Genomic DNA, 15,596 nt, shown 5'->3' on the forward strand with positions numbered 1-15,596 from the left:
GAGGGTCCATGTTGGTCGGTGCATCCGCGGATCCAGAACGCTGGGTTGCCGTTCCATCTCCACATCAATAAGGAGTGCAGGATCCGCGAATGGTGACGCCGACGACGCCCGTTTCTCGATCCTTGAGAGAAGGCCAGGACCCAGCGCGCTCCAGCCCGCTGTGTCGGTGCCCCGAGGCACACTGTCGTGTATGAAGATCACACTCGCGCAGCCCGCAGGACTGGTCGTCAGTCCCGCATTCAGTCACGTCGCCGTCGTGCCTCCCGGCGCGACGACGATCTACGTCGGCGGCCAGAACGGCGTGGACGCCACCGGCTCGGTGGTCTCACCGGATGCCGGTGAGCAGTCGCTCCGCGCCGTCGAGAACGCCCGCATCGCCTTGGAGTCCGCAGGAGCGGGCCTTGACGACGTGATCAGCTGGACCGTCCTGATCCATCAAGACGCAGACCTGCGGGCCGCGTACGGTGCGGTCGCCTCGAAGCTCGCACGCGATGGCGCCCCTCCCCTGGTCACCGCTGCGATCGTCGTCGGTCTCGGCGTTCCCGGCGCGCTGATCGAAGTGAGCGCCGTCGCCGCCGTCATCCGCGACTGAACCCGGTCGGTCAGCTGATCGCGACACCGATCGCCGTGACGATCACAGCGAGCAACGGCAGGCTGCCCTGCATGATCGCGGCACGCGCCTTACTGCGCTCCGAGAGGATCAGCACGAGCGCGGCCGCCAGCATCATTCCGGTTCCGGCGAAGACGAGGGTCAGACCGATGGCGACCAGTCCGGAGATGAACAGCGCGATGCCGAGAAGCGTCGTCAGGGCGAGGAACAGGTTGTAGAAGCCCTGGTTGAAGGCCAACTGCTTCATCGTCACGGCATCCGCCTCACTGGCGACGCCGAAGATCTTGCGCGTCTCGGGCTCCGTCCACCTCAGCGACTCGAGGGCGAAGATGAAGACGTGGAAAGCGGCGGCGGCCGCGGCGAGGATCAATCCGACGATGAGCATGGGCTGATTCTCCCGCCTCAGCGCCGCGTCACCAAACATTCAGACCAGGAAGATCGGCAGCAATCCCGGATTGTGGCCGTGCACGAGCACTGCGAACACCACCGCATCGAACAGCAGATGCACCGTGACCACGTACGCGAGCGAGTGCGTCCGCAGGAAGATCCACCCCTGCAGCAGCGCGAAGGGGATCGTCAGCAGTGGCCCCCACTCGCGGTAGCCGAGTTCCCACAGGAACGAGACGAAGACGACGGCCTGCAGCACGTTTGCCGCAGCATCGGGGAAGTGCCGTCGCAGCAGTGCGAATACGGTGCAGATGAAGAAGAGTTCATCCCAGATGCCCACGGCCCCGACGCCGACGAACAGGCGCGCGATGAGTTCCGGCGAGTCGACCACCGGCCAGTTCTGATAGACGCCGCTGGTGATGAAGTAGAACGGCAGGATCAGCCACCCCAGCACCAGGACGGCGACGAGCCATCCCCACTGCAGCCGGCCCCAGCGCTTGCCGGTGCGCCAAGGGAAGCTGATCGCACGGTCCCGGAACACGAACTTCGAGATGAGATACGGCACGACCACGGCGCCGCCGAGCGCCAACGTGAAGCGCAGCATCGCGAGGTTGTCGAGCTCCGCCGCCAGGGGAATGACACTGACGATGAGCATCCCGAGACCGATGAGCGAGAGATCCCTCGTTAGCGACGGACCGGATGCCATCGCGCGCCCCCGCTCGATCGCCCAGGCGCCGCCGATGCCGAGAGCCAGCAGCACCCACCCGAGCCAGGCCCACTGCACCACGAAGAACGCCGGGGCCGCAGCGCATACGAGCGCGGCCGGCACCACCGCGGGCCAGAGCGCCGTCGTGCGTCGCGATGAGATCACGCCCGCGTCTTCCGCCGGTACACCAGATCGCGGATGTCGCGGCCCTTCGCGATGCCCTTCTGCTCGAATGCGGTCATGACTCGACCCTCGAAGCGCTCCGCCCATTCTCCGTCGAAGGCGCGCTCGAACAGCGGATCGGCATCCAGCACCTCGCGCATCTGGAGCGCGTAATCCTCCCAGTCGGTGGCGAGACGGAGCAGCCCGCCGTCGCGCAACGCGCGCGCAACCGTCTCTCCGAAGCCGGGCCGCACGAGCCGCCGCTTGTTGTGCTTGTTCTTGTGCCACGGATCGGGGAAGAAGATCCACACCTCGGCGGCCGCCCCTTCCGGCAGGTACGACGACAGCACTTCCGGCGCGTTCGCCTCGACAAGCCTCAGATTGCGAGCTCCCTCGCGGTCGGCATCCAGCATGGTGCGGGCGAGTCCCGCGCGGAACACCTCGACCGCCAGGAAATCGTCGTTGGGACGCGACAGCGCGGCGGAGACGATCGCGTGCCCCTGCCCCGAACCGACCTCGACGTAGAGGGCGCCGGCGCGTCCGTACTCGACCGCCGGATCGAGCCGGGCATCCGGGTGCACCGACGTCTCGGCGGCGCCGCGCGGCACATCGAGGAGATAGTGGGTCGCGAGTTCGGCGAAAGCCCGCTCCTGTCCCTCGGACATCCGTCCACTGCGGCGCACGAAAGACACCGGTTCGTCACGGAAGATGCGGGGTTCAGGCATGGTTCCAGGGTAGTCGCGTGACATCGTGCACTTTCCCTGGCGCTTCTCAGACGGGTGTCGTGACGAAGTCGATGAGTTCCTCGACCCGACCCAGCAGCGCCGGTTCCAGGTCGCGATAGGTGTGCACCTTCGACAGGATGTGCTGCCACGCCCGGGCGGTGTCGGCCTGGGTCTCGTGGGGCCAGCCGAATGCGCGGCAGATGCCGGTCTTCCAATCGGTGCCGCGCGGGATCTCCGGCCAGCGGGCGATGCCGAGCGCCTGCGGGGTGACGCACTGCCAGACGTCGATGAACGGATGTCCCACGATGCGCACGTGGCGACCGTGCGGGCCCCGTGCGACCGCATCGGCGATCCGAGATTCTTTCGATCCGGGCACCAGGTGATCGACCAGAACGCCGTAACGACGGGTCGCGCTCGGCGGTTCCGCGGCGAGCAGATCGTCCAGGAGGTCGACTCCCTGCAGGAACTCGACGACGACGCCCTCGACGCGCAGGTCGTGACCCCACACCTTCTCCACGAGTTCGGCATCGTGCCTGCCCTCGACCAGGATGCGGCTGGGCAGTGCGACCTTGGCGCGCTGGTCGCCGACCGCGAAGGAGCCGGATGCAGTGCGTCGGGGTGCCTGCGCCTTGGGTGCCGGCACCGTCAGCCGGACCGGCGCTCCGTCGATGAGGAACCCCCCGCCGAGCGGGAAGAGCCGCTTGCGACCGGCGCGGTCCTCCAGCTCGACGACGCCGCCCTGTACGCGCGTCACCGCGCCGCAGAATCCGTCGTCCGCGACTTCCACCACCATGTCGAGTTCGGCCGGTACCTGAGGCACCGGCTTCGCGGCACGTTCGCGCCACCCGGCGGCGAGCACATCCGAGCCATACCTGTCGTCCATGCTCTCCAGCGTATGTGTCTCCGCTGACGGCGAACGGCGATCCCCCTCCGGATGCTGTCGCGTGTCGGCCTGTGTGCATAGACTCGTGGCATGGGGGCACGGCAGCCAGTCGGAGGGAACACGATGAGGACTCGCTGGGTCACGATGGCCGCGCTGGCGCTGGCCGCAGCACTCGGAGCGTTCTCCGCCACAGCGGCGTCCGCCACCGATCCGCTCACGCTCGACTCCGGGTATGTGACGGATGACGTCGGCGTATTGAGCGCCGGCGAGCAGGACGCGGTCGAAGCGCGGCTGCTGCAGCTCACCGAGAACTCCGACGCCGATCTGTTCGTCGTGCTGGTCGACAGCTTCACCTCGCCCTCCGACTACGTGCAGTGGGCGGACACCGTCGCCGACAACAACAACCTCGGCCCTGAGCAGTATCTCCTCGCGATCGCCGTCGAGCAGAGCGCGTATTACATCTCGGCCGCTCAGGGCGGCCCGCTCAGCGACGGCAAGCTCGACGCCGTCGAAGACAAGATCCAGCCCCTGCTGGCTCAAGGCGACTGGGATGGTGCGATCATTCTGGCGGCCGACGAGATCCAGGGCGATGGCGGTGCCGGTGCTCTGCGCGTCGGTCTGGTCATCGCCGGGATCGTGGCCGCAGCGCTCGTGATCTGGCTGATCGTCAAGCTCGTCGCGCGATCCCGTCGGAATGCGGCGGCCCGCGAGCGAGGCGCCATGCCGGAGACCCCCGATCCGAACGATCCGTTCTCGACGTTGACCGACGCGCAGGTCGAGATGCAGGCCGGCTCCGCCCTCGTGCAGGCGGACGACGCGATCACATCCAGTCGAGAGGAACTCGGCTTCGCCGTCGCCCAGTTCGGTGAGGGTGCGACCGCCGCATTCAGCAGCGCTGTGGACACGGCGAAGGCGAAGATGTCGGAGGCGTTCGACCTCAGGCAGAAACTCGATGATGAGATCGAAGACACCGTCCACGACCGACGCGCCTGGCACATCCGCATCATTCAGCTCTGCGACGAGATCGACGACGTCCTCGATGCCAACACCGAGGCATTCGACGCGCTGCGAAAGCTGGAGCAGAACGCCCCGCAGGAACTCGAGCGGGTGCGGTCCGAGCGTGCGGCTCTGCAACCCGTGCTCGCCGGAGCCGCCCCCGCGCTCTCGGCACTGTCCGCGTCCTACGACGCCACCGCGCTGAGCACTGTCGCCGACAACCCCGCCCAGGCGCAGGAACGTGCCGCGCTCGCCGATCGCTCGATCGATGCCGCGGGAGCAGCGATCGCGGCAGGCAAGTCCGGCGAGGCTGCGTTCGCGATCCGCACGGCCGAGCAGTCCGTCGCGCAGGCCGCACAGCTCTCACAGGCGATCTCGGCGCTCGGCACCGAGCTCACGACCATCGAGACGCAGGCACAGGCTCTGGTCACCGAACTGCAGGGCGATGTCGCCACGGCTCAGCAACTCCCCGATGCCGGTGGCACCATCGCCGCTGCGACAGCGGCGACCGCCGACCTGCTGCGACAGGCTCAGGCGAACCTCAGCGGCTCGGCGCGAAGCCCGCAGCGCACGCTCGAGGCACTGGCAGCCGCGAACACGCAGATCGACGCCGCGATCGCGCAAGGCACCCAGGCCGTGGAACGCGCGCGTCGCGTGCAGCAGATGCTCGAGCAGACGCTTTCGCAGGCGAATTCCGAGATCCGCGCCTGTCGCGAGTACATCGAGACCCGCCGCGGCACCGTCGGCTCCACCGCACGCACGCGGCTCTCGCAGGCGGAGACCTCGCTCACTCAGGCGTTGAACCTGCGGGCCACCGACCCAGAGGCCGCGCTCACCGAGGCCGGCCGCGCGGTCGAGCTCGTGCGCCAAGCGACGTCTTCCGCCCAGGCCGACGTCGAGGCGCAGAACCCGCAGCGATACCAGAACGACAACTGGGGCGGCGGCGGCCTGTTCGGCGGTTCCAGTTCCGGCGGCGGCTCCGGACTCGGCGGCGACATCCTGGGCGGCATCATCGGCGGTCTCCTCTCCGGTGGAGGAGGCGGAGGCGGCTCTTCGCGCAGCAGCAGCTGGCGCTCCAGCGGAGGCGGAGGCTTCCGCAGCTCCGGCTTCGGCGGCGGCGGACGCTCCAGTGGCGGACGCAGCGGACGCTCCGGAGGCGGACGCTTCTGACCCGCATAGAAACCGAAATTATGATCTCGACGAAGACCCTCTGAAAGGAATCACGCATGATCAAGCAGTCCATCTTCGGACGTATCTCGACCCTCGTCCGCGCGAACATCAACTCCCTCCTGGATTCTGCAGAAGACCCGCAGAAGATGATCGATCAGCTCGTCCGCGACTACACCAACAGCATCGCGGATGCCGAGTCGGCCATCGCCGAGACGATCGGAAACCTGCGTCTGCTCGAGCGTGACCACGAGGAAGACGTGCAGTCGGCGACCGAGTGGGGCAACAAGGCCCTCGCCGCAAGCCGCAAGGCTGATGAGATGCGCAACTCCGGCGACGCGACCGACGCCGACAAGTTCGACAACCTCGCGAAGATCGCACTTCAGCGCCAGATCAGCGCGGAGCGCGAGGCCACCGGCGCCGAGCCGCAGATCGCCGCCCAGACCGAGATCGTCGACAAGCTCAAGAGCGGCCTGAACGGCATGAAGGACAAGCTCGGCGAGCTCAAGAACAAGCGCAGCGAACTGCTCGCCCGCGCCAAGGTCGCCGAGGCGCAGACCAAGGTGCACGACGCCGTCTCGTCGATCAACGTCCTCGACCCGACCAGCGAGCTGGGCCGGTTCGAAGACAAGGTCCGCCGCCAGGAGGCCATCGCGCAGGGCAAGACGGAGCTGGCTGCGTCCAGCCTCGACGCCCAGTTCGAAAGCCTCGAGGATCTCGGCGAGCTCACCGAGGTCGAGGCCCGCCTTGCCGAGCTGAAGGCCGGCAGCAGCGCCCCGCATCAGGCCATCGAAGGCTCCTGATCGCATCCGGCGGATGCTCCGGGCCGATGTGTCCGGGGCATCCGCCCTTCTCTTCTCCGGAGGCACTCATGGTGCGGTTTCTCGTCGTTCCGCAGTGGCAGGGTTCGCCCGCGCCCCGCGCGATGCTCCTCGTCGACGGCGCCTCGGCGATCACCGGAGACCTTCCCCGCGCTGCGACGACGGTGCTGGATGTTCCCGTGGAAGCAGGAGAGTCGCTCGGAACCGGTGTCCGCCGGCTGAGTGCGCTGCTGCGCACCCGCGAACTCGTCCGCGAGCACGGCGGCGCGGACACGGTCGTCATCGGCGGCGACTGCAGCGTCACCGTGGCGGCCCTCGCGGCACTTCCGTCCGGGACGGAAGACCTCGCGGTGGTCTGGTGCGATGCCCACCCCGATCTGCACACGCCGGAGTCCTCGCCGTCCGGCGCGTTCTCCGGAATGGCCCTGCGCGCGGTGCTCGGCGAAGGAGAGCCGCAACTCGCCCTCTCCCCCGGCGTTCCGCGGGCACGCATCGTCACGGTCGGCGTACGAAATCCTGATGATGGCGAGATCGAGCACCTCGATGGCCTCAGCCGACTCTCCGTCGCCGACCTCGATCAGGTCGACGCCCTCGCCGAGGCTGTGGCCGCCACCGGCGCTTCCCGCGTCTGGGTGCACATCGACGTCGACGTCCTCGATCCCGCAGACATCGTCGGTGTCTCGTCACCGGCACCGTTCGGCATCAGTCCGGCCACCCTGGGTGCGGCTATCCGGCGGTTGCGCGAGCGTGTGCCGTTGGCCGGCGCGACGATCGCGGGTTTCGCCCCCAGCACGCCCGCCGCTGCCGTCGACGACCTCGGTGCGCTGCTGCGCCTGGTCGGAGCGGTGGCGTGACGCCGGATTGGCGCCCCGCAGCGGATGCCTCTCTGGCCCGCGGGCGACGTTTCGATCGCCGCATCCCCTCGTTCCTGCTCCGTTCGCCGATCAGTCGCGTCGGGTATTGGTGGGGCACCACCGTCGGCTGGATCTGGGGCGGACTCTGGAGCACCGGCCCGGTCGAGCGACGTGAAGGGCTGTGGGTGTTCCGCGGCATGCCGAACTGGACGTTCAATCGCGGCGGCGTGTGCGTCGGCGGATGCTTCCTCACGGGTGACGACCGCCCGAGCGATGCCGTGCTGCGGCACGAAGCCGTGCACAAGAAGCAGTGGCAGCGGTACGGGTTTCTGATGCCGATTCTCTACCTGTTCGCCGGTCGTGACCCGCTGCAGAACCGTTTCGAGATCGAAGCCGGCCTGGAAGACGGCAACTACGTGCGCCGTCGCCGCTGAGAGCGTGACGGATCAGCGCGCGGCTGGCAGCAGACCGAATCGCTCGGGTGCGTAGATCGTCGTCGCCTCGACTGCGAGGTGCCCCGTCAGGTGCTCGACGATGTCGGCGGTGCCGAGGTATCCGCCGAGGAGGGTGACCCGGGTCTCGAGCTCATCACCGCAGAGCATCTCGTCGGCCCAGGCGCAGGTCGCGCGTGACAGCGCTTGACCGGGCGCGCAGGAACGGCCGGTGCCCGGAGCTCCGGAACGAGATCCACGAGCGAGCCAGGTGACGGTCATGCGCGCAGGAGCATCGATCACGCCGATGTCTTCCTTTTCGGGCACCTCGATGAAGATGCGTCCGGAAGCGCAGAGCGGCAGCGTCGCCAGGAACACCTCAAGATCGGCGAGCGAGTGCTCGTCTGCCGTCACCAGGTGGTGAGCGCGTCGACGGGCAGCACGGCGCTGTGCGCGCGTGGTGACGGTGTCGAGGGAGGTGTTCATGGTGCCTCCATGATATCACCTGGCGAAGGGTTGCCTAACCTTTGTCGACAGTTCCTTCGATCGGCTCGACGAGCGCCGTATGCAAGGCGGCCAACTCCTCGGCCCGCATCCCGTTGGCTCGCAGGTAGTCGGCCGCCGATCCCCATCTGCCGTCCACACGCTCCAGCAGTGACCGCATGACCGCCGCAGGAGACTCGGTCGCGAGTGCGACGGCGTGCACCGCCTCAGGATGCTGTGCGCGAATGTAGGCCGCGATGCGCCGAGACCGTTCGACAGGAAGCTGCGACTCCGTCAATGCGTAGTCGGCGATGATTGCCTCACGATCGGCCTCGACCGCGGCGAGCGCGAGCGCGACGGTGACGCCGGTACGATCCTTGCCGACCGTGCAGTGCACGAGAGTCGACTCGCCCATTGCGATGATGCGGATCGCCGCGACCAGACGTTCTCCGCTCTCTTCGAGTAGGTGCACGTAGAGATCTTCAAGGCTGGTGTCCGCTTCGAAGAACGAGCGCACCGATCCGAGGAACAACGGCAGGTGCGTGGTGTCAGGACCGGGGATGTCCGTCGGTTCGGCCGCGACCTCCTCGCCGTCTCTGAGGTCGACGATGTGCCGGACCCGCGTTCGCAGTGCGTCGGCGCCCGCCGACGTCACGCCCGCGAGCTGCCCTGAGCGCAGCAGCACTCCGGAGCGGATGCGGCCACCAGCCGCCGGCATCCCGCCGACATCGCGCACATTGTTGACGCCTTCGACGTCGAGGATCGTCATGAGCGGGCATCCGCCCCCTGGGTCTGGAGCGCACGAGGAGGAACCGGATAACGCCCCGCCACGACGATGCGGTTGAAGGCATTGATCGATACGCACGCCCAGCTGAGCGCGGCGTACTCCTTCTCGGTGAAAACGGCGCCGACACGGTTGTAGACCTCGTCGGAGATCCCTTCCTCGGCGATGAAGGTGAACGCCTCGGCGAGTTCCAGCGCCGCGCATTCGCGCTCACTGAACACACCGCTCTCACGCCAGGTGGGGATCTGCGTGAGTGTGTCCAGGTCGATGCCTGCAGTGACCGCGCGATCGACGTGGATCCGTGCGCAGTACGCGCACCCATTCAGCTGAGAGCAGTGGATCATGACGAGCTCTTTGAGCCGGTCATCGATGCCGTTCTCACGGCAGATCTCGCCGACCGTCTTCGAGAAGGCATCCAAGGCGTGATACGCGGCCGGTTCAGTCTTGGAAAGGTGCACTCGCGTCTCGCTCATGCAACCAGCATATTCGCTGCGCTGGTTCTCGGATCGGGAGACTCAAGATCACATTGATGCAACCTGAGAATCGATTGCCCTTCATGAGGATCAGATCGACAAGTTATATCTCTGACCAGATTGTCATCTTGCTCTCGCATTTCTTGGTTCGATCGAGCAGGAGCAGAATATGGACGTGACGACCGACAACTCTGAGTTCAGCTATCTTCCTGCGCAGGCGGGAATTCTGAGCGTTCCCGTTCCTCCCGTGGAGCGTCTGACCCTTCCGCTCCCGGACGGACGAACGGTCAGCGCTCTCCGCTACGGAACGGATGCTCCTCGCGTCACGCTCCTGCACGGGGCCGGCCTCAATGCGCACACCTGGGACACGACGGTTCTCGCTCTGGGACAGCCGACGCTCGCGATCGATCTCGCCGGCCACGGCGACTCGTCGTGGCGCACGGACGCCGACTACACCCCGCGCACCCTCGCGGCCGACGTGGTGGCAGCGCTGGAGGCCTGGACGGACGTCCCCCAGCTGATCGTCGGTCAATCGCTCGGCGGGCTCACGGGAGCCGCGGTGGCCGCCGCTCGACCTGAGCTGGTCCAGGAGCTCATCATCGTCGACATCACTCCGGGGATCGATGTCAGTGCGGGTCCGGCTGCCCTCCGCGAGTTCTATGCCGGTCCCACCGATTTTGCGACCCGCGCCGAACTCGTCGATCGCGCGATGGCGCTCGGCTTCGGCGGCACGAAGGCCGAGACCGAACGCGGCGTGTTCCTCAACACCCGTGTACGCGACGACGGCCGAGTGGAATGGAAGCACCACTTCGCGCACCTCGCCGCCCATGCGCTCGCCGCTCACGACGCCGGCACCGCCGCTGCTCCCTCCCTGCTGCACGAGACCGGCTGGGATGACCTCGCCGGCGTCGCAGCTCCCGTCACGCTGGTTCGGGCGGTCCGGGGTTTCGTCCAAGAGGCGGATGCCGAGGAATTCCAGCGCCGGTTCCCGGAGGCGCGTGTGACGGCGATCGACGCCACCCACAACGTGCAGGAGACCGGCCCGGTCGAACTCGCCGCTCTCATCCTCGCGTCCCTGACCGCTGCATCCGGATTGTGACGCCGGATTCCCTCCGTTCGCCCCGTCCGCCCCGTCACATCCCTAGGCTCGACCTACACCCGGCATCCGCCGCTCCGAGAGGATCGCACCCATGTTCCGACGCACCCGACGCATCGCGCTGATCTCCGCGCTCGCGGCCACCGCCGTGATCCTCACCGCCTGCACCGGATCGCCCCAGCCCGTCGCCACCTCGACGGGTAAGCCGGACGCCGATGCGTCCCTGGCCGTCGGACTCGTGCTCGAGCCGACGAACCTCGACATCCGGCACACCAGCGGCGCGGCGCTCGAGCAGATCCTCATTGACAACATCTACGAGGGCCTCGTCACCCGCACGCAGGACAACAAGATCGAGCCGCGACTCGCATCCGAGTACGAGGTGTCCGACGATGGCCTGACCTACACCTTCACGCTGAACGAGGGCATCACCTTCCACAGCGGCACCGCGCTCACCGCCGCCGACGTCGTGGCCTCCTACGAAGCCGTGCGCACCGATGCGACCCTCCAGGGCAACGCCGACTTCGCAGCCGTCGCCTCGATCACCTCCCCCGATCCGACGACCGTCGAGATCGTGCTTACCGCCCCGAACCAGAGTTTCCTTTTCGCGCTCACCGGGCCCGCAGGGCTCGTCTTCCAGACCGGCGACACCACCGATCTCAAGACCGCGGAGAACGGGACGGGCCCGTTCACACTGACCCGGTGGAACAAGGGCAGCTCGATCACGTTCGCCCGGTTCGACACGTACTGGGGTGAGCCCGCCGGCGTCGCCGAGGTCGAGTTCCAGTACGTCCCCGACTTCACCGCGGGTGTGAACAACGCGCTGGACGGCGGCGTGCAGGTCCTGACCGCTGTCGACCCGAACCTCGCCTCGCAGCTCGAGGATTCCGGCGACTTCACCCTGACGACGGGCCGCACCACGGACAAGGCCACCTTGGCGTTCAACAACGCCAAGGCACCGCTCGACGATGTGCGCGTGCGCGAAGCGCTGCGATTGGCGATCGACCACGAAGGGCTCGTCGAGGCCGTCGGAGCGGGCACGACGCTCTTCGGTCCGATCCCGGAGCTCGACCCGGGATACGAGGATCTGTCGGATGTCGTCTCCTACGACCCCGAGCGCGCCAAAGCACTGCTCGCGGAAGCCGGCCAGAAGGATCTCGAGCTGACTCTCACGATCCCGTCGTTCTACGGCACCACGGTTCCGAAGGTGCTGATCTCTGACTTCGCCAAGGTCGGGGTGACCCTCGAGGTCGATTCCGTCGAGTTCCCTGCCTGGCTGGAGGACGTGTACGGCAACCACGACTACGACCTCAGTTTCGTGCTGCATGTCGAGCCGCGCGACGTGGGCAACTTCGCGAACCCCGAGTACTACTTCGGTTACGACAACGCGGAGGTGCAGCGTCTGTACGCGCAGGCTCTGGCCGAGGTCGACCCGGACAAGTCCGCCGAGTTGCTCGCGGAAGCAGCCCGCCTCATCTCCGAGGACCACGCCGCGGACTGGCTGTACAACGGCGCGACGATCACGGCCGTGAGTCCCGCGGTGACCGGCTTCCCGAAGGATTCGATCAACTCGCGCATCAACCTGGCCGGCGTGACCGTGCTGTCGGAGAAGTAACCGGCTCCTTCATGATCCGCTATCTGCTCGTCCGAGGAGCCCTGCTGATCGCGGGGCTCCTCGTCTCGAGCGTGCTCATCTTCCTCACACTGCGGGTCTTCCCCGGTGATGTGGCGCAGCTCATCGCGGGGACCCAGGCCTCCCCTGCGCAGGTCGAGGCGCTGCGCGAGGCGCTCGGTCTGAACCAGCCGTTGATCGCGCAGTACGCCGACTGGATCGGCGGCATCTTCCGCGGCGACCTCGGCACCTCGCTGCTGACCGGCGCCTCGGTCGGCGAGGAGCTGTTCCTGAAATCGCAGGTGACTGTGCCGCTCGGGATGATGGCGCTCACGATCGCCCTCCTGATCGCCGTGCCGTTCGGCATCCTGGCCGCGGTCCTGCGCGGCCGCCGAGGCGGCACCGCACTCAGCGTGGGCGCACAGGCGCTGGCTGCCGTCCCGGTGGTGTGGGCGGGGATGATGCTCGTCGTGGTCTTCTCGGTGTGGCTGGGTTGGCTCCCCCCGCAGGGCTTCCCTCGTACCGGCTGGTCGACACCGGGGAAGGCGGTCGAGGCGCTGCTGCTGCCGGCGCTCACGATCGGCATCGTCGAGGGGGCGATGCTCATGCGCTTCGTGCGCAGTGCGACCCTGCAGGCCGCAGGACAGGACTTCGTCCGCACCGCGGCAGCCAAGGGCCTCACCCGCACCCGGGCACTCATCCAGCACGGCATCCCCGCCGTCGGCCTCTCCATCATCACCGTGCTCGGCCTGCAGGTCGCCGGAATCATCGTGGGCTCCGTCGTCATCGAACAGCTGTTCACGCTTCCGGGGATCGGACGGATGCTGGTCGCCGATGTCGGCACCCGAGACCTCATCAAGGTGCAGAGCGAGCTGCTCGTGCTCACCGGTTTCGTGCTGATCGTCGGCTTCCTCGTCGATCTCTCCCATCATCTGATCGATCCGCGCCAGCGGGAGGCCGCATGATGCCCCGTTGGACCAGCAGGCTGTGGTCGACGACCACGGGCCGCTTCGGCCTCGTCGTCGTCGGCGTGATCGTCGTCATGGCGCTCGTCTCGTCGGTGTGGACGCCGTTCGATCCGCAGGACTCCGACGTCCGCAACCGCTGGGCCGTGCCGAGCTGGCCCCACCTGCTCGGCACCGACGACACCGGCCGCGACATCCTGAGCCTGATCATGGCCGGCGCGCGGACGACGGTGTTCGTCAGCATCGGCGCCGGTGTCGTCGCGACCGTCGTCGGCATCGCCCTCGCCGCCCTCGGCGCGCTCACGGTGCGCTGGATGCGGGAGACGGTGGCCGTGCTCGTGGACATCCTCATCGCCTTCCCCGTGCTGATGATCGCGATGATGATCTCCTCGGTCTGGGGCGGTTCGCTCTGGGTGGTCGTCTGGGCCGTCGGCATCGGATTCGGCGTCAACATCGCGAGGGTCACGCGCCCGGAACTGCGTCGGGTCCAGCAGAGCGACTTCGTGCTGGCCGGCCGCGCCTCCGGCCTCACTCCTGCGCAGAGTCTCGTCCGGCATCTCCTGCCCAATGTCGCTCCGGTGTTCATCGTGCAGTTGTCCTGGTCGATGGCTGTCGCCGTGCTCGCCGAAGCCGGACTTTCCTACCTCGGCTTCGGTGCCTCCGTCGTCGAGCCCTCCTGGGGCATCCTGCTGGCCGACCTGCAGCGCTACATCGGCGTGCATCCGCTCTCCGTGGTCTGGCCCGGCCTCGCCATCACGATCACCGTGCTCGCCCTGAATCTGCTCGGCGACGGGCTCCGCGAGGCCACCGACCCGACCCTGCAGCATCGTGCTGCCGAGATCCACACCCCTGGAGTGGTCGCATGAGCCTCGAAGTCGAGAATCTCGTGATCGAGATCGACGGGCGCCGCGTCGTCGACGGCATCTCCTTCGACGTGCCCGATGGCGCCCGCGTCGGACTGATCGGGGAATCCGGTTCCGGCAAGTCCCTCACCGCGCTCGCCGTACTCGGTCTCCTCCCGGTCGGAGCCGTCGCGAGCGGCAGCATCCGCTGGAACGGCACCGAGCTGATCGGGATGCCGGACCGACAGCTCGCCGAGCTGCGCGGGGACGAGATCGGCATCGTCTTCCAGGAACCGCGGACGGCGCTCAACCCGATCCGCACCGTCGGCCGGCAGATCGCCGAGTCGATCCGCATCCATGAGCGCATCGGCCGCCGAGAGGCCAGGGAACGGGCGATCGCGGAGGCCGCCCGCGTGCGACTGCCCGACCCGGCGTCGATCGTCGACCGCTACCCGCATCAGCTCTCCGGCGGTCAGCGTCAGCGCGTGGCGATCGCGATGGCGCTCGCCTGCCGACCGAGACTGCTCATCGCCGACGAGCCCACGACCGCCCTGGACGTCACCATCCAGGCGGAGATCCTCGCCCTGCTGCTCTCCCTGGTCGACGAAGAGGGCATGTCGCTGGTCTTCATCACCCACGATCTCGCTGTACTCTCCCAGGTCGCCGTCGACGGCGTGGTGCTCGAGCATGGCCGGGTCGTCGAGGCCGCTCCCGTGAGGAGATTGCTGAGTGCACCGGCATCGCCGATCACCCAGGGTCTGCTCCGCGATGCCACCGCGACGCTGTGGCGCCCGGAAGGAGGCGGAGCATGAGCCTCATCGAGGCGCGCGGGCTGCGACGCGACTTCTTCGTGCCGAAACGCTCTCCGTTCGAGAAGACCCGTACGCAGACCGCACTGGCGCCGACCGACCTCGACGTCACCGAGGGCTCGTCGGTCGGGATCATCGGCGAATCCGGGTCGGGGAAGTCCACGCTGATCCGTCTGCTCCTGGGTCTGGATCGCCCGACATCCGGCACCGTTGCGGTGGACGGCAGAGAGGTGGATGCCGCGGCATCCGCGCGCTCGCTGCACTGGTTGCGCCGGGCCACCGGCCTGGTCTTCCAGGACCCGTACGCCTCCCTGGACCCGCGGATGACAGCTGCCCGGATCATCGGAGAGCCGCTCTGGGCGCTGGACATCCCGGGAGACCGCGCCGCGCGCGTCGCGGAGGTGCTGACGCAGGTCGGGCTGGAGCCGTCGATGGGATCGCGGTATCCACACGAGTTCTCCGGCGGTCAGCGCCAACGCATCGCCCTCGCGCGTGCGATCGTGCACCGCCCGCGGATCCTGATCGGCGATGAACCGCTCTCCGCGCTCGACGTCACCGTGCGCGCGCAGATCCTGGAGCTGCTCGCCGATCTGCGCCGCACCTCCGATCTGACGCTGCTGCTGGTCTCACACGACATCGGCGTCGTGCAGCACCTGTGCGACGAGGTCATCGTGATGAAGGACGGCGTGATCGTCGAACGCGGCACCACGAAGGACGTGCTGCTGAACCCCCGGCACGACTACACGAAGAAGCTTCTCGCCGCGATCCCGGTAATCCCAGGACGGTGATCGCC

At 67.7% G+C, this 15,596-nt stretch carries 18 protein-coding genes; 11 read left to right on the forward strand and 7 right to left on the reverse strand.

What is annotated here, in order from left to right:
* Positions 1-190 precede the first annotated feature (190 nt).
* Positions 191-592, forward strand: a complete 402-nt coding sequence (locus MRBLWO13_RS16740) for a RidA family protein (RefSeq protein ID WP_341975217.1) — start codon at positions 191-193, stop codon at positions 590-592.
* A gap of 10 nt (positions 593-602) precedes the next feature.
* Here the strand turns inward: MRBLWO13_RS16740 and MRBLWO13_RS16745 are convergent, their stop codons facing one another.
* From MRBLWO13_RS16745 to MRBLWO13_RS16760, 4 genes are read right to left on the reverse strand one after another with little or no spacing between them, the layout of a single operon-like run.
* Positions 603-995 (reverse strand): DUF1304 domain-containing protein, encoded by a 393-nt coding sequence (locus tag MRBLWO13_RS16745; RefSeq protein ID WP_341975218.1) that lies wholly within the window; start codon positions 993-995, stop codon positions 603-605.
* 39 nt (positions 996-1,034) lie between these two features.
* On the reverse strand, positions 1,035-1,868 hold the full coding sequence (locus MRBLWO13_RS16750; RefSeq protein ID WP_341975219.1) for a CPBP family intramembrane glutamic endopeptidase: 834 nt from the start codon (positions 1,866-1,868) through the stop codon (positions 1,035-1,037).
* On the reverse strand, positions 1,865-2,590 hold the full coding sequence (trmB, locus tag MRBLWO13_RS16755) for a tRNA (guanosine(46)-N7)-methyltransferase TrmB (protein ID WP_341975220.1): 726 nt from the start codon (positions 2,588-2,590) through the stop codon (positions 1,865-1,867). The genes MRBLWO13_RS16750 and trmB overlap by 4 nt, the downstream gene beginning before the upstream one ends.
* Before the next feature lie 46 nt (positions 2,591-2,636).
* Complete coding sequence (locus tag MRBLWO13_RS16760; RefSeq protein ID WP_341975221.1) at positions 2,637-3,473, reverse strand: DUF3097 domain-containing protein; 837 nt, start codon at positions 3,471-3,473, stop codon at positions 2,637-2,639.
* A gap of 123 nt (positions 3,474-3,596) precedes the next feature.
* Here MRBLWO13_RS16760 and MRBLWO13_RS16765 point away from each other — a divergent pair, with 123 nt between their 5' ends.
* From MRBLWO13_RS16765 to MRBLWO13_RS16780, 4 genes are all read left to right on the forward strand, one after another.
* The gene (locus MRBLWO13_RS16765) at positions 3,597-5,639 is read left to right on the forward strand and encodes a TPM domain-containing protein (protein ID WP_341975222.1); all 2,043 of its coding nucleotides are present in this window, start codon (positions 3,597-3,599) and stop codon (positions 5,637-5,639) included.
* Between the two features lie 56 nt (positions 5,640-5,695).
* Positions 5,696-6,439 carry a PspA/IM30 family protein gene (locus MRBLWO13_RS16770; RefSeq protein ID WP_341975223.1) on the forward strand — a complete coding sequence of 248 codons (744 nt, stop codon included), beginning with the start codon at positions 5,696-5,698 and terminating at the stop codon, positions 6,437-6,439.
* A gap of 68 nt (positions 6,440-6,507) precedes the next feature.
* Positions 6,508-7,311, forward strand: coding sequence for an arginase family protein (locus MRBLWO13_RS16775; RefSeq protein ID WP_341975224.1), 804 nt, complete (start codon positions 6,508-6,510; stop codon positions 7,309-7,311).
* Positions 7,308-7,745: a Fe-S oxidoreductase gene (locus tag MRBLWO13_RS16780; RefSeq protein ID WP_341975225.1), complete on the forward strand. Its 438-nt coding sequence runs from the start codon at positions 7,308-7,310 to the stop codon at positions 7,743-7,745. Before MRBLWO13_RS16775 ends, MRBLWO13_RS16780 begins: the two co-directional genes overlap by 4 nt.
* A 12-nt stretch (positions 7,746-7,757) precedes the next feature.
* On the opposite strand, the gene MRBLWO13_RS16785 is transcribed toward MRBLWO13_RS16780, so the two are convergent.
* The 3 genes from MRBLWO13_RS16785 to MRBLWO13_RS16795 are packed head-to-tail and all read right to left on the reverse strand — an operon-like array spanning position 7,758 to position 9,482.
* Complete coding sequence (locus MRBLWO13_RS16785) at positions 7,758-8,228, reverse strand: SIP domain-containing protein (RefSeq protein ID WP_341975226.1); 471 nt, start codon at positions 8,226-8,228, stop codon at positions 7,758-7,760.
* Positions 8,229-8,262: 34 nt separating this feature from the next.
* Positions 8,263-8,994: a tyrosine-protein phosphatase gene (locus MRBLWO13_RS16790; RefSeq protein ID WP_341975227.1), complete on the reverse strand. Its 732-nt coding sequence runs from the start codon at positions 8,992-8,994 to the stop codon at positions 8,263-8,265.
* Positions 8,991-9,482: a carboxymuconolactone decarboxylase family protein gene (locus tag MRBLWO13_RS16795; RefSeq protein ID WP_341975228.1), complete on the reverse strand. Its 492-nt coding sequence runs from the start codon at positions 9,480-9,482 to the stop codon at positions 8,991-8,993. Before MRBLWO13_RS16795 ends, MRBLWO13_RS16790 begins: the two co-directional genes overlap by 4 nt.
* A gap of 169 nt (positions 9,483-9,651) precedes the next feature.
* Here MRBLWO13_RS16795 and MRBLWO13_RS16800 point away from each other — a divergent pair, with 169 nt between their 5' ends.
* The 6 genes from MRBLWO13_RS16800 to MRBLWO13_RS16825 all read left to right on the forward strand — a co-directional run bounded on the left by MRBLWO13_RS16800 (position 9,652) and on the right by MRBLWO13_RS16825 (position 15,591).
* On the forward strand, positions 9,652-10,581 hold the full coding sequence (locus MRBLWO13_RS16800) for an alpha/beta hydrolase (RefSeq protein WP_341975229.1): 930 nt from the start codon (positions 9,652-9,654) through the stop codon (positions 10,579-10,581).
* A 91-nt stretch (positions 10,582-10,672) separates the two neighbouring features.
* Positions 10,673-12,190: an ABC transporter substrate-binding protein gene (locus MRBLWO13_RS16805; RefSeq protein WP_341975230.1), complete on the forward strand. Its 1,518-nt coding sequence runs from the start codon at positions 10,673-10,675 to the stop codon at positions 12,188-12,190.
* Between the two features lie 11 nt (positions 12,191-12,201).
* Positions 12,202-13,152 carry an ABC transporter permease gene (locus MRBLWO13_RS16810; RefSeq protein ID WP_341975231.1) on the forward strand — a complete coding sequence of 317 codons (951 nt, stop codon included), beginning with the start codon at positions 12,202-12,204 and terminating at the stop codon, positions 13,150-13,152.
* The gene (locus MRBLWO13_RS16815) at positions 13,152-14,018 is read left to right on the forward strand and encodes an ABC transporter permease (protein ID WP_341978460.1); all 867 of its coding nucleotides are present in this window, start codon (positions 13,152-13,154) and stop codon (positions 14,016-14,018) included. Before MRBLWO13_RS16810 ends, MRBLWO13_RS16815 begins: the two co-directional genes overlap by 1 nt.
* Entirely contained in the window at positions 14,015-14,806 is a 792-nt protein-coding gene (locus tag MRBLWO13_RS16820; protein ID WP_341975232.1) for an ABC transporter ATP-binding protein, read from the forward strand. Before MRBLWO13_RS16815 ends, MRBLWO13_RS16820 begins: the two co-directional genes overlap by 4 nt.
* Positions 14,803-15,591: an ABC transporter ATP-binding protein gene (locus MRBLWO13_RS16825; protein ID WP_341975233.1), complete on the forward strand. Its 789-nt coding sequence runs from the start codon at positions 14,803-14,805 to the stop codon at positions 15,589-15,591. Before MRBLWO13_RS16820 ends, MRBLWO13_RS16825 begins: the two co-directional genes overlap by 4 nt.
* The last annotated feature ends 5 nt before the right edge of the window (positions 15,592-15,596 follow it).

This window comes from Microbacterium sp. LWO13-1.2 (assembly GCF_038397725.1).
Classification (GTDB): Bacteria; Actinomycetota; Actinomycetes; order Actinomycetales; family Microbacteriaceae; genus Microbacterium.

Coding starts and splice junctions, on each gene's coding strand:
- MRBLWO13_RS16760 (WP_341975221.1), bottom strand. CDS start 3,473: ATGGACGACAGGTATGGCTCGGATGTGCTCGCCGCCGGGTGGCGCGAA.
- MRBLWO13_RS16805 (WP_341975230.1), top strand. CDS start 10,673: ATGTTCCGACGCACCCGACGCATCGCGCTGATCTCCGCGCTCGCGGCC.
- MRBLWO13_RS16800 (WP_341975229.1), top strand. CDS start 9,652: ATGGACGTGACGACCGACAACTCTGAGTTCAGCTATCTTCCTGCGCAG.
- MRBLWO13_RS16820 (WP_341975232.1), top strand. CDS start 14,015: ATGAGCCTCGAAGTCGAGAATCTCGTGATCGAGATCGACGGGCGCCGC.
- MRBLWO13_RS16770 (WP_341975223.1), top strand. CDS start 5,696: ATGATCAAGCAGTCCATCTTCGGACGTATCTCGACCCTCGTCCGCGCG.
- MRBLWO13_RS16775 (WP_341975224.1), top strand. CDS start 6,508: ATGGTGCGGTTTCTCGTCGTTCCGCAGTGGCAGGGTTCGCCCGCGCCC.
- MRBLWO13_RS16825 (WP_341975233.1), top strand. CDS start 14,803: ATGAGCCTCATCGAGGCGCGCGGGCTGCGACGCGACTTCTTCGTGCCG.
- trmB (WP_341975220.1), bottom strand. CDS start 2,590: ATGCCTGAACCCCGCATCTTCCGTGACGAACCGGTGTCTTTCGTGCGC.
- MRBLWO13_RS16745 (WP_341975218.1), bottom strand. CDS start 995: ATGCTCATCGTCGGATTGATCCTCGCCGCGGCCGCCGCCGCTTTCCAC.
- MRBLWO13_RS16790 (WP_341975227.1), bottom strand. CDS start 8,994: ATGACGATCCTCGACGTCGAAGGCGTCAACAATGTGCGCGATGTCGGC.
- MRBLWO13_RS16815 (WP_341978460.1), top strand. CDS start 13,152: ATGCCCCGTTGGACCAGCAGGCTGTGGTCGACGACCACGGGCCGCTTC.
- MRBLWO13_RS16785 (WP_341975226.1), bottom strand. CDS start 8,228: ATGAACACCTCCCTCGACACCGTCACCACGCGCGCACAGCGCCGTGCT.
- MRBLWO13_RS16795 (WP_341975228.1), bottom strand. CDS start 9,482: ATGAGCGAGACGCGAGTGCACCTTTCCAAGACTGAACCGGCCGCGTAT.
- MRBLWO13_RS16740 (WP_341975217.1), top strand. CDS start 191: ATGAAGATCACACTCGCGCAGCCCGCAGGACTGGTCGTCAGTCCCGCA.
- MRBLWO13_RS16765 (WP_341975222.1), top strand. CDS start 3,597: ATGAGGACTCGCTGGGTCACGATGGCCGCGCTGGCGCTGGCCGCAGCA.
- MRBLWO13_RS16810 (WP_341975231.1), top strand. CDS start 12,202: ATGATCCGCTATCTGCTCGTCCGAGGAGCCCTGCTGATCGCGGGGCTC.